Source organism: Sphingomonas sp. NIBR02145, assembly GCF_027359115.1.
Lineage (GTDB): Bacteria > Pseudomonadota > Alphaproteobacteria > Sphingomonadales > Sphingomonadaceae > Sphingomonas > Sphingomonas kyeonggiensis_A.
This window is the reverse complement of record NZ_CP114791.1, coordinates 4271834-4287697: the sequence shown is the minus strand read 5'-3', so window position 1 is coordinate 4287697 and position 15864 is coordinate 4271834. Positions and strand designations below refer to the sequence as shown.

The window sequence follows — 15864 nt, the reverse complement described above, 5'->3', positions numbered from 1 at the left end:
TCCGCTTCGAAGCACCAAGTCTAGCGCGGGCGCCCTAACGTCAGGTCAACGCATCCGCCCGGCATCAATCGCCGCGCACATTGTGCTTGCCAGGGTTTCTGCCCTTCCCCTTGCCCGGAGCGATTCCGGTATCGACGCCGACATCGACCGAGACATCAGTGCTCGTGCCCGAACCCGAGTTGGCGCCGCCATTGCCGTTGCCGTTCCCATTGCCGTTGCCGTTATTGCCGGTCCCGACATCATCGCTGCCCGAACCCGAGCTGGCACCGCCGTTGCCGTTACCCTGGCCGTTGCCGTTGTTTCCGGTGCCGACATCGTCGCTGCCCGAGCCCGAGCTGGCCCCGCCGTTGCCGTTACCCTGGCCGTTGCCGTTGTTTCCGGTGCCGACATCGTCGCTGCCCGAGCCCGAGCTAACCCCGCCGTTGCCGTTGCCCTGTCCGTTGCCGTTGTTTCCGGTGCCGACATCGTCGCTGCCCGAGCCCGAGCTAACCCCGCCGTTGCCGTTGCCCTGGCCATTGCCGTTGCTCCCGGTACCGACATCGTCGCTGCCAGAACCCGAGCTGGCACTGCCGTCGCCGTTGCCTTGGCCATTGCCGTTATCCCCTGTACCGACATCGTCGCTGCCCGAACTCGAGCCCGAGCTGGCACCGCCATTGCCGTTGCCGTTGCCGTTGCCGTTGTTGCCGGTCCCGGTGTCGCTGCCCGAACTCGAGCCCGAGCTGGCACCGCCATTGCCGTTACCGTTGCCGTTGTTGCCGGTCCCGGCGTCGCTGCCCGATCCCGAACCCGAGCTGGCACCGCCATTGCCGTTGCCGTTGCCGTTGTTGCCCTGGCCGTTGCCGCCCTGATCGTTTCCGTTGCCGTTGCCGTTGTTGCCGGTCCCGGCGTCGCTGCCCGATCCCGAGCCCGAGCTGGCACCGCCATTGCCGTTGCCATTGCCGTTGTTGCCCTGGCCGTTGCCGCCCTGATCGTTTCCGTTGCCGTTGCCGTTGTTGCCGGTCCCGGCGTCGCTGCCCGAACTCGAGCCCGAGCTGGCACCGCCATTGCCGTTGTTGCCCTGGCCGTTGCCGCCCTGATCGTTTCCGTTCCCGTTGCCGTTGTTGCCGGTCCCGGCGTCGCTGCCCGATCCCGAACCCGAGCTGGCACCGCCATTGCCGTTGCCGTTGCCATTGTTGCCCTGGCCGTTGCCGCCCTGAGCGCTTCCGTTCCCGTTGTTGCCGGTCCAGGCGTCGCTGCCCGATCCCGAGCCCGAGCTGGCACCGCCATTGCCGTTGTTGCCCTGGCCGTTGCCGCCGGAATTGTTGCGGCCGCTATCGATACGCGTCAGGGCGACGACCTCGGCGCTCGCCACCTGGACCGCGCTGGTACCGCCGACGAGCCCGCCGGTCGCCTTGCCGAGATCGGTGGGCTGTGCCGTAATTGTCTCGCTGATCGTCTGCGCGGCAAGCAGGTCGGCGCCGCTGGGGCCCTCCTCGGCCTCGCTACCGCCGGTCGGCGTCGATTCGGTGCCGCCGGACGCCGGTGCGGCGTCCTGCGGTTGGGGCGCCTGCGCGGGCGCAGTGCCGCGCGCCGGAGAATCGATCGTGCGCGTATCGGCCCCGCGCACAGTCAGGCGGAACTGGTCGGCAGCGGATACCGAAGCGACGATGCCCGGTCGGATGAGCTCGCGCGCGCCGCCGTCGCCGGTCGAGGTCTCGACCGCGCCCTCCAGAACCTGGAGCGAAGCACCCTCGCGCGTCACGGTGATCGAGAAGGTCGTGCCCTTGACCACGGCGGCGAGATAGGGGGTGCGCACGCCGAAATGCGGGTTCTTCTTCTTCTCGATCTGGAAGATCGCATTGCCCCATTCCTGCACCACGTCGAAGCCGCCGCTATTCTGGACGGCGGTCGGGATGCGGATGCGGCTGTTCGCCGCCACGGTGACGAAATCCTTGCCGCGCACGACCACTGCGCGTGACCCGGTGCCGGTAGAAAGTGTTGCGCCCGGCGCGACCGTCATGCCCCGCCGCGCGGCATGCTCGCCCGCATTGTCTCGCACCGTGACGCGGCCGCTCGCCTCGCTCAGCGTCCATGCCGGGACCTGCGCGATTGCGGTTTGCGTAAATAGCAGGAAGAACGCGCCGGCGAGCAGCTTGAACGTGCGGATCATGCGGAAAAGCCCCCAAATTATGCCCGCAATTTAGGGCGGCGGGGGTTTCGGCTCAGTTGGCCTACGTAGTTAACACACCAGAAATTTGACGAAAATTAAACGGGTTAGCCTCTATCCACCTACGCAATATTACTAATCCATGTTGTGAAATGTTGCGCTCCAAGGCCTTGCTGGCCACCTGCCTGACCAGTCTTGCTTTCGTCGTCGCAAGCCCTGCGGCGGCGCAGAATGCGCTCGACCGCATCAATCCGATCGACAATAGCCAGAACGAGCGCAAGGAAGCCTCGCCGGCCCGGCCAAACGTCCCTGCACCCGTCGAGGTCCAGGTCGAGACGCCTGCGGCGGAGGCTCCGGCCGGCCCGGCGATCACCGTCGGGGCGATCGTGCTGATCGGTCTCGAAGCGTTGCAGCCCGCCGATTTCGCCGATGTCCTGGCCGAGCGGGTCGGCAGGACGCTGAGCCCCGACGACCTGCGCGCGCTCGCCACTGCGATTACGCGCCGAGCCCAGGAGCGCGGCTATCAGCTCGCCGCCGCCTGGATCGAGCCGCAGCGCCTCGACAAGGGCGTGCTCGCCGTGCGCATCGACGAAGGCCGGATCGACGAGATCCGCTTCGATGGCGTCGCCGATCCCGCGATCCGCAGCGCGCTGCAGCCGCTCGTCGACGGTAAGCCGGTGCGGATGGGCGAGATCGAGCGCCGGCTGCTGATCGCCGGCGACATCGATGGCGCGCGCATCCGGTCGAGCCGCTTCTTCCGCGAGAAGGGCAAGGGTGTGCTGCTCGTCCGCGCCAGCCGCGAGCGCGTGACCGGGCGCATCGGCATCAACAATGACGGCACCCGCCCGCTCGGGCCGCTCCAGGCGCGGCTCGACATCGACGTCAACGCGCTTTTCTTCCACGACGACAGCTTCAGCCTCACCTTCTCGGGAACCCCCGCGGAGCCCGGCGAGCTCGGCTATGTCCGCGCGCGCTATTCCAAGCGCGTCGGCACGGGCGGCACCGAAATTGCGTTGACCGGCTCGGCATCACAGACGCAGCCTGGCGCTTATTTGCGCGCCTATAAGCTCGAAAGCAGCAGCTGGTCGGCCGACGTCAGCCTGCTCCAGCCGCTCTGGCGGCGGCGCACTGCGAGTCTTTGGTTCGAAGGCGATCTCGGCATCCGCACGCTTCAGCAGCGCCGCGCCGGCGACCTGCTGCGTGACGACCGCACCGTCACCTTCCGCGCGACCCTCTACGGCAATGCGGCGGTGGCCGGAGGCCGGTTCCGCTTCAGCACGACTCTGTCCCAGGGCCTCGGCATCCTCGGCGCGACCGGGCGCCGCGATCCGCTGGCGTCGCGCTTCGATGCCGACGGCACCTTCACTGCGCTGAACAGCTGGGCCGATTGGACGGTCGGCCTGGGCAGCGGCTTCAGCCTGCGTCTCGCCGCGCAAAGCCAGCTGGCCTCAGCGCCCCTGCTGGTGACCGAGGAATTCGGGCTGGGTGGGACTGCGTTTCTGCGCGGCTATGACTGGAGCGAGCGGACGGGCGATCAGGGCGTCGCCGGCCTTGCTGAGCTCCGCTACATGATCGACCGCCCCTTCGGCTTGGTCCAGCGCGCGCAGCTCTATGCCTTTGTCGACGGCGGCAAGGTCGCCAATCTCGAGAACGGCTTTGGCGGCGGAACGCTCGCGTCCGCTGGCGGCGGCATCCGCGCCGACGTCACCGACCATCTGGGAGCCAATATCGAAGTCGCCGCTCCGCTAACCGGGCCGCGCTACGATACTGGGGACGAGTCCGCAAAAGTGAAGGTTCGGGTGATTCAAGCTTTTTGACCAAGCCTTCAAGACTCGAAAGAAACGGGTTTCCCATGCGCGGCGGCGTCGGCCCTTCCATGGCAGCTCAGACGCGGAGCGCGGACGCCTCCGCCCAACTAATCGCTGCTGGATAGCACTGGCGATCAGCATCGAGCGGACGGTGGCTACCAGTATAAATCCGCGCAAAAATCGCCAGCCCGCTGACGGCTCCATTGAAGACGAGAGTCGGAATGGCACCAGCGAGGCACCTTGAGTCACCAGCGAGCAACTGATGCCGGTTTGAACAACGAGCGAGTCTTGAGGCCGAGCCCCGGACATTGAGTCGCGCGGGCGGAGGCACGCATGACACCGACGAAGCTCCTCCTTGGTCAGATGCTGGTTGTCGCCGCGATCGTCGTGGCTGGAATCTGGTTCGCGACGCAGTGGGCGGCGGCGGCGCTCGCCTATCAGCCCGAGCTCGGCACGCCCTGGTTCCGGTTCGGGGAAACGCCCGTTTACGCGCCCTGGTCGATCTTCCCCTGGTGGTTTCATTTCGACGCCTATGCGCCGGTTGTCTTCGACCAAGCCGGCGCGATCGCGGCCGCCGGCGGCCTGTTGGGCTGTGGCGCGGCGGTCGCCGGCTCGATCTGGCGTGCACGCCAGCAGCGCAACGTCACGACCTATGGATCCGCGCGCTGGGCGGGTCCTCGCGAAATCCGCGCCGCGGGCCTGGCAGCCGAAGCGGGCGTGTTCCTTGGGCGCGCAGACTCGCGCTATCTCAGGCATGATGGGCCGGAGCACGTCATGGCCTTCGCGCCGACGCGCTCGGGTAAGGGCGTCGGTCTCGTCGTGCCGACCCTGCTCGGCTGGACCGGTTCCGCCGTCGTCCACGACATCAAGGGCGAGAACTGGCAGCTGACCGCGGGCTGGCGGTCGCGCTTCTCGCATTGCCTGCTCTTCAACCCGACCGACGCGCGCTCGGCCCGCTACAATCCGCTGCTCGAGGTGCGCCGGGGCCCCGACGAGGTCCGTGATGTCCAGAACATCGCCGATATCCTGGTCGATCCCGAGGGTGCGCTCGAGCGGCGCAACCATTGGGAAAAGACCAGCCATTCGCTGCTGGTCGGCGCGATCCTCCACATTCTCTACGCCGAGGAGGAGAAGACGCTCGCCCGCGTCGCGACCTTCCTGTCCGACCCCGAGCGCCCGTTCGTCGCAACGCTGCGCGCGATGATGACGACCAATCATCTCGGCACCGAGGAGATGCCGCTGGTGCATCCGGTCGTCGCCTCGGCCGCGCGCGAGGTGCTCAACAAGTCCGACAACGAGCGCTCGGGCGTGCTGTCGACGGCTATGTCGTTCCTCGGGCTCTACCGTGATCCGACGGTCGCCGCGGTCACGGCAGTTTCCGACTGGCGCGTCGACGATCTGGTCGCCGCGCCCCATCCGGTGTCGCTTTACCTGGTCGTCCCGCCCTCGGACATCAGCCGGACCAAGCCGCTGATCCGCCTCTTGCTCAACCAGATCGGCCGGCGCCTCACCGAGCAGCTCCACGCCGCCGGCGCACCTGGGCGCCACAGGCTGCTGCTGATGCTCGACGAGTTTCCGGCGCTCGGCCGCCTCGACTTCTTCGAGACCAGCCTGGCCTTCCTCGCCGGCTACGGTGTCCGCGCCTTCCTGATCGCCCAGAGCCTGAACCAGATCGAGAAGGCTTACGGCGAGCACAATGCCATCCTCGACAACTGCCATGTCCGCGTCGCCTTCGCGACGAACGACGAGCGGACGGCCAAGCGGATCTCCGACGCGCTCGGGACCGCGACCGAGCAGCGCGCCATGCGCAACTATGCCGGCCACCGCCTCGCGCCCTGGCTCGCGCACGTCATGGTCAGCCGTCAGGAGACCGCCCGCGCACTGCTGACGCCCGGCGAAGTCATGCAGCTGCCGCCGACGGACGAGGTTGTGCTGGTCGCAGGCTACCCGCCGGTCCGCGCCCGGAAGCTTCGCTACTTCGAGGATGCGCAGTTCAAGGCGTGCGTTTTCCCGCCTCCGACGCTTGAACGCGGCGGGGCGGCCGACCTGCCGCCCCAGCGCGCCCATGACTGGCAGGACCGTGTCCGCCCGGTCGACGCGAGGCTCGTCGAGGCCGTTGCCGAAGACGAGGAGGAGGCCGGCGGTCTCGAGCAGGCGCGCCATCCCGCCCAGGAAATTGTCGCCGCCGCACCTGTCGATCTGGCACCTGCCGATCCGCTCGGGCTGGGCGAGGACGAGGGCGACCTCGCCGCCGACAAACGCGCTATGGACCAGGCCACGACCGGCACCGCGCGGCGCGCCTATGCGCTGGACATGGCCGACAAGCGGCCCGGCAATCTCGAGCTGGACTTTTGAGATGGCCGATCGCGTCCGCCACCAACTCTTCCTGCCGAAGCCGGTCAGCGACCGTCTGGAGGCGCTTGCCGCGGCCCCCGGCGCCAGCAAGTCCGCGATCTTGGCCGATGCGGTGACCGCCTGGCTCAACCGTCGCGGCGCCTCCGAGCTCGAGGATCGCTTCGCACGGCGCCTCGACCGGATGTCCAATGCGCTGGGCCGCATCGAGCGCGACGGCCATGTCGCGCTAGAGACGCTCGCGCTGTTCATCCGGTTCGAACTCTCGATCCAGGCACCTCTGGCCGAGAACGACGTGGCGGGCCGCGCGCTTGCGCGCGAGCGCTTCGAGGCATTCGTCACCCAGGTCGGCCGCGCCGTCGCGACCGGCAGGCGCACGCTCTTTCCCGCGGAGGAGGAGCGATGAGCGAGATCCTCTCGTCCGATCGCCGGCGGGCGATGCTGCGCACCGCGATGGGATCCGACATCGCCTCAGCGCTCGCCGATCCGTTGGTGATCGAGGTCATGGTCAATCCCGACGGGACGCTGCGCCTCGACCGGCTCGGCGAAGGCCGGATCAACACTGGCGTCATCCTGGAGGCGTCGCAAGTCGAGCGGATCGTCCGGCTGGTCGCGAGCCATGCCCGTGCCGAGGTCCATGCGGCGCAGCCGATCATTTCTGCCGAGCTGCCGCACCATCTCGATGGCCGGGCCGGCGAACGCTTTGAAGGCGTGCTGCCACCCGTTTCGACGGGGCCCTGCTTCTCGATCCGCAAGCCCGCCCAGCGTCTCTACACGCTGGACGACTATGCGGCGGACGGGATCATGTCCGCCGCGATGGCGGACGCGCTCAGGGCGGCGGTCACCCAGCGGTTCAACATCCTCATCGCCGGCGGGACGAGCTCGGGCAAGACGACCCTCGCCAACGCGCTGCTAGCCGAGATGCGCTGGGTGGATGCCCGCGTCATCCTGATCGAGGATACGCGAGAGCTGCAGAGCCCGGCGCCGGACACGGTTGCGCTGCGCACCCGCCCGGGAATCGTGTCGATGACCGACCTGGTGCGCTCGACGCTCCGCCTCCGCCCGGACCGGATCATCGTCGGCGAGGTCCGCGGACCCGAGGCGCTCGATATGCTCAAGGCCTGGAACACCGGGCACCCCGGCGGGATCGCGACCGTCCACGCCAACTCGGCCGAGGCCGCGCTCTACCGCGTCGAACAGCTCGTCCAGGAAGCGGTCGTCACCGTACCCCGCCGCCTCGTCGCCGAGGCGATCGACCTCGTCGTCTTCATCGCCGGACGCGGTGCCCACCGCTCGGTCGACGCGATCGCGCGCGTCGTCGGCGTCGATCCCGACACCGGCGCCTACGCGCTCGCCCCGTTCCACCTTCCCACCAGCCAAGGAGCCTGACCATGAAGACCATAGACCTGCCCGCCAAGCCGCGCCTGCTGGCCGGCGCCGCCATCGCCGTCCTGGCCGCCGGGCAGGCCTGGGCCTCCGGAACCGGCATGCCGTGGGAGGAGCCGCTCCAGCAGGTGCTGGAGTCGGTCCAGGGCCCGGTCGCCAAGATTGTCGCGGTGATCATCATCATCGTGACCGGCCTGACGCTGGCGTTCGGCGAGACGGCCGGCGGCTTCCGCCGGCTCATCCAGATCATCTTCGGCCTGAGCATCGCGTTCGCGGCCTCGAGCTTCTTCCTGTCCTTCTTCTCGTTCGGCGGCGGGGCGCTGCTGGCATGATCGGCGACGGCCAGCATCTCGACGGGTTCGAGGCGCCGCTCCACCGGTCGCTCGCCGAGCCGATCCTGCTCGGCGGCGCGCCGCACGCCATCGCGATCGTCAACGGCACCGTCGCCGCCGCGCTGGGCCTCGGGCTCCAGCAATGGATCGCGGGCGTGCTGGTCTGGGCCGTGGGCCACACCATCGCGGTCTTCGCGGCGAAGCGCGACCCGGACTTCGCTTCGGTGCTCGCGCGCCACCTGCGCCAGCGGGGATATCTCGCATGCTGAACCTGCGCGAATATCGCAACCGCGCCGGCCGGCTGGCCGATCATCTCCCCTGGGCGGCGCTGGTCGCGCCCGGCGTGGTGCTCAACAAGGACGGCGGCTTCCAGCGCACGCTGCGCTTCCGCGGTCCCGACCTTGAATCGGCGACCGAGGCCGAGCTGGTCTCGACATGTGCACGCGCCAACAATGTGCTCAAGCGCTTCGGCTCGGGCTGGGCGCTGCACATCGAGGCCGAGCGTCGCGAGGCACCGGGCTATCCGGCGAGCGGCTTCCCGGACGCGGCGTCCTGGCTGGTCGACGAGGAACGGCGCGCGTCGTTCGAGGCGGCGGGTGCCCATTTCGAGAGCCGCTACCATCTCACTTTGACCTTCCTGCCGCCGCCCGACCAGGCGGACAGCGCCGGTCGCGCGCTGGTCGAGCGTGCCGATGCGCCGCAGGGCCGCGACTGGCGCCAAGCGCTGGCCGGGTTCGTCGCGGAGACCGATCGCGCGCTCGATCTCTTCTCGGGCTTCATGCCCGAGATCGCCGCGCTCGACGATGCGGAGACGCTCTCCTTCCTTCACGGCACGATCTCGACGCGACGCCACGGCGTGCGCGTGCCCGAGACGCCGATGTATCTCGACGGGCTGCTCGCCGATACGCCGCTGACCGGCGGGCTCGAGCCGATGCTCGGTAGCCTGCACCTGCGCACGCTGACCATCCTCGGCTTCCCCGGCCTCAGCCGGCCCGGGATCCTCGACGCGCTCAACCACCAGGATTTCGGCTATCGCTGGGTCACGCGGTTCATCGCGCTCGACAAGACCGACGCTACCAAGGCGCTGACGCGGCTGCGCCGCCAATGGTTCAACAAGCGCAAGTCGGTCACTGCGATGCTGCGCGAGGTGATCTACAACCAGCCGGTCCAGCTGCTCGACAGCGACGCCGACAACAAGACCGCCGACGCCGATCTCGCGCTCCAGGCGCTGGGCGGCGACCATGTCGCCTTCGGCTACCTCACCACGACGATCACCGTCGCCGACGAGGATCGCGCCCGCGTCGAGGACAAGGTCCGCGCGGTCGAGCGGATCGTCAACGGGCTCGGCTTCACCTGCATCCGCGAGGGGCTGAACGCGGTCGAGGCCTGGCTTTCGAGCCTGCCCGGGCAGGCCTATGCCAATGTCCGGCAGCCGCTCGTCCATACGCTCAACCTCGCACACCTGATGCCGTTGTCGAGCGTCTGGGCGGGGTCAGCTCGCAACCGGCATCTCGATGGGCCGCCGCTCCTCCATGCCGAGACCAGCGGGTCGACCCCGTTCCGGCTTTCGACCCATGTCGGCGATGTCGGGCATATGATGATCGTCGGGCCGACCGGTGCCGGCAAGTCGGTCCTGCTCGCGCTGATCGCGCTCCAGTTCCGCCGCTATGCGGGGAGCCAGCTCTACCTCTTCGACATGGGCCGCTCGGCGCGCGCGGCTACGCTGGCGATGGGCGGTGCGCATCATGGCCTCGGGCTCGGCGGCGACGCCGGCGAGACGATCGCGTTCCAGCCGCTCGCCGGGATCGGCGACGCCGGCGAGCGTGCCTGGGCGGCAGAATGGATCGCCGCGCTGCTCGCGCACGAGAAGGTCGTGGTCACGCCGGAGGTGAAGGAGGCCGTCTGGTCGGCGCTGACCAGCCTGACGAGCGCGCCGATCGAGGAGCGGACGCTCACCGGCCTGTCGCTGCTGCTCCAGTCGATGGCGCTGCGCTCGGCGCTCGCGCCCTATACGCTCGAAGGTCCGTTCGGCCGGCTGCTCGACGCGGCCGAGGACGATCTGCGCATGGCGGACGTCCAGTGCTTCGAGACTGAGGCGCTGATGGGCGCCGGCAGCGTGGTCGCGCCGGTCCTGACCTATCTCTTCCACCGGCTCGAGGCGCGGTTCACCGGACGCCCGACATTGCTGATCCTCGACGAGGCCTGGAAGTTCCTCGACCACCCGCTGTTCGCCGCGCGCATCCGCGAGTGGCTGAAGACGCTGCGCAAGAAGAATGTCGCGGTGATCTTCGCGAGCCAGAGCCTCGCCGACATCGCCGACAGCGGCATCGCGCCCGCCATCATCGAGAGTTGCCCGCAGCGCATCCTGCTTCCCAATGCCGCGGCGATCGAGCCGCAGGGACGTGCGGCCTATCAGCGGTTCGGGCTCAACGACCGGCAGATCGAGCTCGTCAGCCGCGCGACGCCCAAGCGGCATTATTACCTCCAGTCCGCGGCCGGCAACCGCCTCTTCGAGCTGGGTCTCGGGCCCATCGCGCTCGCGCTGTGCGGCGCCTCCGATCCCGCCACGCAGGCGCGCATCGACGCGCTGCTCGCCGCGCACGGTCCGGCCGGATTCGCCGCGCGCTTCCTCGAGGAGGCCGGGCTCGACTGGGCCGCGGCGCTGCTCGCCCAATTCCCCGATCCCCAAGCGAAGGAGTAGACCTGATGCGTATCCTCACCCGCAAGAACCTGATCGCGACGGCGCTGGGCCTCGGCGCCCTGGGCTCGCTGACGATGGGCTTCGTGACCAGCGCACACGCGCAGATCACGGTGTTCGACCCCACCAATTACAGCCAGACCGTCCTGACCGCGGCGCGCACGCTCCAGCAGGTCAACAACCAGATCCAGTCGCTCCAGAACGAGGCGCAGATGCTGCTCCGGCTGGACAGGAACCTGAAGGGCATCGCCTTTCCGCAGCTCCAGGCGCTGCTCGACAAGCTCGACGGTATCGACCGGCTGATGCAGCAGGCGCAGAGCGTCGACTTCGAGGTGGACCAGCTCGAGGCAAGGCTGAAGTCGCTCTATCCGCGCAGCTTCGATCCCGCCTCGACACGCGACCAGCGGCTGCAGGCGGCCCGTGCGCGCTACGACGCGAGCACCGACGCCCTGCGCCGGACGATGACCGTCCAGAGCGGGATCGTGCAGCAGGCGCGCGAGGATGCCGAGGCGCTGGCCGAGATCGCGGCGCGCAGCCAGGGCGCGGAAGGCGCGCTTGCCGTCGGCCAGGCAACCAACCAGCTGCTCGCGCTCACCGCCAAGCAGGGCATGGCCCTCCAGCAGATGATGGCCGCGCAGTTCCGTGCCGACGCGCTCGAGAAGCAGCGCCAGCTGACCGAGTCCGAGGCGTCGCGCGCCGCGACGCGCAGGTTCCTCGGCACCGGCACCGCCTACACGCCCCGGCAATAGCGAGACCGGCCGCGGCGGACCAAGCCCCCTGCCGCCGCGGTCGCAGCCCGCGGGGCCCTGGCCAATCGCTCCCCCTGGCCGGGCCCCGCGGCACCCAGATCCAAGGAAGAACCCGTGAACGACCTCAACGTGATCGACCGGTTCATGGCCGACTTCATCCGCTACATCGATAGCGGGTTCGGCCTGCTCGGGCCCGATGTCGGCTTCCTGACATCCGTGCTGATCGGCATCGACATCACGCTCGCCGGCCTGTTCTGGGCGATGGGCGGCGAGGACGACATGATCGGCCGCTTCCTCAAGAAGATCCTCTATATCGGCGTGTTCGCGCTGATCCTGAACCGCTTCTCCACGCTCGCCGACATCATCTTCCGCTCCTTCGCCCAGGCAGGGTTGACCGCCGGCGGGGGAACGCTCTCCGCCGACGACCTGCTCCGCCCGGGCCGCCTCGCGGGCACCGGGTTCCAGGCGGCCTGGCCGCTGCTCGACCAGGCCAGCGACCTGCTCGGCTTCACGACCTTCTTCGAGAACTTCATGACGATCATGGTGCTCCTGATCGCCTGGGTGATCGTGATCGTCGCCTTCTTCATCCTCGCCGTGCAGATGTTCGTCTGCATCCTCGAGTTCAAGCTGACGACGCTCGCCGGGTTCATCCTCGTGCCGTTCGCGCTGTGGAACCGGACCAGTTTCCTCGCCGAACGCGTGCTCGGCAACGTCATCTCGTCGGGCATCAAGGTGATGGTGCTCGCGGTGGTCGTCGGCATCGGGTCGGGCTTCTTCACCGAGTTCGCCTCCGCGCTCCAGGGCAAGGAGCCCGATATCGGCCAGGCGATGAGCCTCGTGCTCGCGAGCCTCGCATTGTTCGGCCTCGGCATCTTCGGGCCGGGCATCGCCTCCGGGCTCGCCTCCGGCGCGCCGCAGCTCGGCGCCGGCTCTGCGGTCGCGACCACGGCGCTCGCGGCAGGCGGGTTCGCGGTCGCCGGCGGCGCGGGCATGGCTGCGGCGAAGGGGCTGGCCGGTGCCGGGCTCGGCGCGATCCGCGCCGGCACCTCGATGGGGTCGGCAGCCTCGACCGCGTACAAGCTCGGCCAGGAGACCTCCGGATCGAAATCGGTCGCGGCCGGCATGGGCGGCGTCGCGAGCGCCGCGCGCGGTGCGGTCGCCCAGCGCATGAGCGGCGGGCTCGGGTTCCGCGCGGCGACGGCCGAAGGCCAGCGCGCTGCCTGGAATGCCGGGACGACGGGCGCGCAGGCCAACCCCGGGGAAGCGGCGGCTCCTGCGTCTAACGCCATGCCGGGTTGGGCGCGCGACCTCCAGAACACGCAATCCCGCCGTCACCATCGCCAAGCGGCGATCCACGCCCTCCAGGGTTCGGATCGCGGCGGCGGCGGCGCGACCCCCGACATCAAGGAGAAGGACTGATGCGCTTCAAACGTGCCGTCCAGCGCTACGGGCGCACGGACGAACCCGAGACACCGTACCGCCGCGCGGGCCAGCTCTGGGACGAGCGGATCGGCTCCGCCCGGGCCCAGGCGAGCAACTGGCGGCTGATGGCGTTCGGCGGGCTGGCGCTGACGACCGGCCTGTCCGGCGCGCTGGTCTGGCAGTCGATGCAGAGCCGCGTCGTCCCCTATGTCGTCGCGGTCGACAGCCTCGGCCAGGCACAGGCAGTGTCTCCCGCCACCGCCGAATACCGGCCGACCGACCCCCAACTCGCCTGGTTCCTTGCGCGCTTCGTCACCGACATCCGTGGACGGTCGCTCGACGCGGTGCTGATGCGCGAGAACTGGCTCCAGGCCTATGACTTCGCGTCGAAGCGCGGCGCCATCTTCCTCGGCGAATATGCCCGCTCGGCGAACCCGTTCGCCGATGTCGGCGACAAGACCGTATCGGTCCAGGTGACCAGCGTCGTCCGCGCGTCTGCGACGAGCTTCCAGGTGAAATGGGCCGAGCGCGCCTATGACCGCGGGAGCCTTTCAGGCACGTCGCGCTGGACCGCGATCGTCACCGTCGTGCTTAAGCCGCCGCGCGACGCCGAGACGCTGCGCAGGAACCCGCTCGGCCTCTATGTCGATGCGATCGACTGGAGCCGCGAGCTCGAGACGCCTGCCGACCATTCGTCGGGCACGGCGCCGACGCCCGTGCCGGATCCCGGCGTGCCCAGCGGATCGCCACTCGATCCCCGCCTCGGCCAGCCCTCCCAAGCCCAACCGGAGAACCGCCCATGAACCGCATCCTGCTTGCGGCGAGCGCGCTCGTCGCTGTGCCCGCTTTCGCGCAAACCTCGCCGCCCCAGCCGCCTCAGGCCGCCACGGCGAGTCCCAGCTCGCCGCCGGTCGCGACTACCATCGCTCCCCCGTCGGTAGTGCCTCCTCCCGTGGCGCCCCGTCGCCACAAGCCGTCGCCAGCCGAGCTTCGGGTTCGCACTGCGAATGCGAAGGCTACCCAGGAGCCCGCGGCACCGGCCTTCGTCAACGCCGTGCAGGTCTACCCTTATGGCGAGGGCGTCCTCTACCGCCTGTTCGCCGCGCCCGAGCGGGTCAGCGACATCGCCCTGCAGCCCGGAGAGGCGATCGTCTCGGTGGCGGCGGGCGACACGGCGCGCTGGACCGTCGGCGACACGACCAGCGGTTCCGGCGAGAGCAGGCGCGTCCATATCCTCGTCAAGCCGTTCGCCGCCGGGCTCTCGACCAACCTCGTCATCACGACCGACCGGCGCGCCTATCATCTCCAGCTCGACAGCACGCCGGCCACCGCCATGGCTGCCTTGTCCTGGACCTATCCGCAGGACAAGATGATCGCGATCCGCCGCCAGCAGGCGTCGGCGGAAGCGGCAAGGCCGGTCGCTTCGGGCCTCGCTGTCGAGCGGCTCGACTTCGGCTATGCGGTGACCGGCGACAGGCCGGCTTGGCGGCCGCTGCGCGCATTCGACGACGGGCGGCAGACGTTCGTCGAATTCCCGGCGAGCGTCGGCGTCGGCGAGGCGCCGCCGCTGTTCGTCATCGGCAACAGGGGCGATGCGCAGCTCGTCAACTACCGCATGGCTGGCCGCTTCTATGTGGTCGACCGGCTGTTCGACGCCGCCGAGCTTCGGCTGGGCACGAAGAAACAGGCCGTGGTCCGCATCGTCCGGCTCGGCGCCGACCGAAGCCGGCGGCAGCGGAGGGCATCATGAGCGAGACCGTTCCTGCCGCGGCGACCTCGCCCAAGCTCGATCCCGAGACGCTGGTGCTGCGCGGCCGCCCGAACCGGATCATCCGCTTCCGTCGCGGCGCGATCATCGCGATCGCGGCGCTGGGATCGACGGCGATCGTCGGGGTCACCTGGGTTGCGCTCAAGCCCGCGACCTTCCGGATCGTCGCCGGTGCCGAGGACCAGAAGGACATCGCCAACCATGCGCCCGACGACGCCCTCGCCGGCGCGCCGAAAGGCTATGGCGATGTGCCCAGGCTCGGGCCGCCGCTCCCCGGCGATCTCGGGCGTCCGATCCTGCGCCGGCAGGAGGCGCTTGGCGGATTGCCGACCCCGGGCTCCTCGGACCAGGCCGCGCAGGCGGCCGAAGCCGAGCGACAGCGGCTTCTCGCCGAGCGCAAGGCGGCCCGCGAATCCGGCATCATGATGCAGCTCGGCGCTGCCGAGCACGCAACCGGTGCTGCTCCAGCTTCCGCTGCACCGGGCGCGGTTCCGGCGCGGGAGGCGCCATCGGGGACGATCGCGGTCGATCCGGCGCGAGATCCGGGCAGCCAGCAACGCAAGGCCGACTTCCTCGCCGGAAAGGATCAGACCGGCGACATCAATCCGCATGCGCTTATGGCATCGCCATCACCCTATACGCTGAGTGCGGGCAGCATCATCGCCGCCAGCCTCGTCACCGGTCTCAACTCGGACCTGCCCGGGCTCGTCACCGCGCAGGTGACCGAGAACGCCTATGACAGCGCTACCGGCCATATCCTGCTGGTTCCGCAGGGTGCCCGGCTGATCGGAAGCTACGACAGCGTCGTGGCCTATGGGCAAAGCCGGGCTCTGGTCGTCTGGCAGCGGATCGTCCTGCCGAACGGCAGCTCGATCCGGATCGACAATGTGCCCGCGACCGACATGGCCGGCTATGCCGGCCTTGCAGACAAGGTCGATGCCCACACCTGGCAGCTGCTCAAGGGCGTGGCGCTGTCGACGCTGCTCGGCGTCGGGACCGAGCTGAGCCTGGGCGACCGCGAAAGCGATCTCGTCCGCGCGATCCGCGAATCCGCACAGCAGGGCACGTCGCGCGCCGGCGACCAGATCGTCACCAAGAACCTCAACGTCCAGCCGACCATCAAGGTGCGGCCCGGCTGGCCACTCCGCGTCGTGGTGCACAAGGACATCGTCCTCGCGCCATGGCCCGGCCAGGAGCAATAAG

General features: G+C 69.2%; 13 protein-coding genes. 12 read left to right on the top strand and 1 reads right to left on the bottom strand.

The genetic code is table 11. The features are described 5' to 3' along the window. Positions 1 to 64: 64 nt before the first annotated feature. Positions 65 to 2149 (bottom strand): FecR domain-containing protein, encoded by a 2085-nt coding sequence (locus O3305_RS19630; RefSeq protein ID WP_269574033.1) that lies wholly within the window; start codon positions 2147 to 2149, stop codon positions 65 to 67. A 149-nt stretch (positions 2150 to 2298) separates the two neighbouring features. Here O3305_RS19630 and O3305_RS19625 point away from each other — a divergent pair, with 149 nt between their 5' ends. From O3305_RS19625 to O3305_RS19570, 12 genes are all read left to right on the top strand, one after another. Beyond that, positions 2299 to 3963: a ShlB/FhaC/HecB family hemolysin secretion/activation protein gene (locus O3305_RS19625; RefSeq protein WP_269574032.1), complete on the top strand. Its 1665-nt coding sequence runs from the start codon at positions 2299 to 2301 to the stop codon at positions 3961 to 3963. A gap of 324 nt (positions 3964 to 4287) precedes the next feature. Beyond that, on the top strand, positions 4288 to 6309 hold the full coding sequence (locus O3305_RS19620) for a conjugal transfer protein TraG (RefSeq protein ID WP_269574031.1): 2022 nt from the start codon (positions 4288 to 4290) through the stop codon (positions 6307 to 6309). A gap of 1 nt (position 6310) precedes the next feature. Next, complete coding sequence (locus O3305_RS19615) at positions 6311 to 6712, top strand: CopG family transcriptional regulator (protein ID WP_269574030.1); 402 nt, start codon at positions 6311 to 6313, stop codon at positions 6710 to 6712. Continuing rightward, positions 6709 to 7695 carry a P-type conjugative transfer ATPase TrbB gene (gene trbB / locus O3305_RS19610; protein ID WP_269574029.1) on the top strand — a complete coding sequence of 329 codons (987 nt, stop codon included), beginning with the start codon at positions 6709 to 6711 and terminating at the stop codon, positions 7693 to 7695. Before O3305_RS19615 ends, trbB begins: the two co-directional genes overlap by 4 nt. Before the next feature lie 2 nt (positions 7696 to 7697). Next, positions 7698 to 8024, top strand: coding sequence for a TrbC/VirB2 family type IV secretion system protein (locus O3305_RS19605; protein WP_269574028.1), 327 nt, complete (start codon positions 7698 to 7700; stop codon positions 8022 to 8024). Beyond that, positions 8021 to 8293, top strand: a complete 273-nt coding sequence (locus O3305_RS19600; protein WP_269574027.1) for a VirB3 family type IV secretion system protein — start codon at positions 8021 to 8023, stop codon at positions 8291 to 8293. The genes O3305_RS19605 and O3305_RS19600 overlap by 4 nt, the downstream gene beginning before the upstream one ends. Continuing rightward, positions 8287 to 10725: a conjugal transfer protein TrbE gene (trbE, locus tag O3305_RS19595; RefSeq protein ID WP_269574026.1), complete on the top strand. Its 2439-nt coding sequence runs from the start codon at positions 8287 to 8289 to the stop codon at positions 10723 to 10725. Before O3305_RS19600 ends, trbE begins: the two co-directional genes overlap by 7 nt. Positions 10726 to 10730: 5 nt before the next feature. Continuing rightward, on the top strand, positions 10731 to 11471 hold the full coding sequence (gene trbJ, locus O3305_RS19590; RefSeq protein WP_269574025.1) for a P-type conjugative transfer protein TrbJ: 741 nt from the start codon (positions 10731 to 10733) through the stop codon (positions 11469 to 11471). Positions 11472 to 11585: 114 nt separating this feature from the next. Further along, on the top strand, positions 11586 to 12890 hold the full coding sequence (gene trbL, locus O3305_RS19585; RefSeq protein WP_269574024.1) for a P-type conjugative transfer protein TrbL: 1305 nt from the start codon (positions 11586 to 11588) through the stop codon (positions 12888 to 12890). Beyond that, positions 12890 to 13696, top strand: a complete 807-nt coding sequence (trbF, locus tag O3305_RS19580) for a conjugal transfer protein TrbF (RefSeq protein WP_269574023.1) — start codon at positions 12890 to 12892, stop codon at positions 13694 to 13696. Before trbL ends, trbF begins: the two co-directional genes overlap by 1 nt. Further along, positions 13693 to 14643, top strand: coding sequence for a P-type conjugative transfer protein TrbG (gene trbG / locus O3305_RS19575; protein WP_269574022.1), 951 nt, complete (start codon positions 13693 to 13695; stop codon positions 14641 to 14643). Before trbF ends, trbG begins: the two co-directional genes overlap by 4 nt. Next, positions 14640 to 15863: a TraB/TrbI/VirB10 family type IV secretion system protein gene (locus O3305_RS19570; protein WP_269574021.1), complete on the top strand. Its 1224-nt coding sequence runs from the start codon at positions 14640 to 14642 to the stop codon at positions 15861 to 15863. The genes trbG and O3305_RS19570 overlap by 4 nt, the downstream gene beginning before the upstream one ends. Position 15864 lies beyond the last annotated feature (1 nt).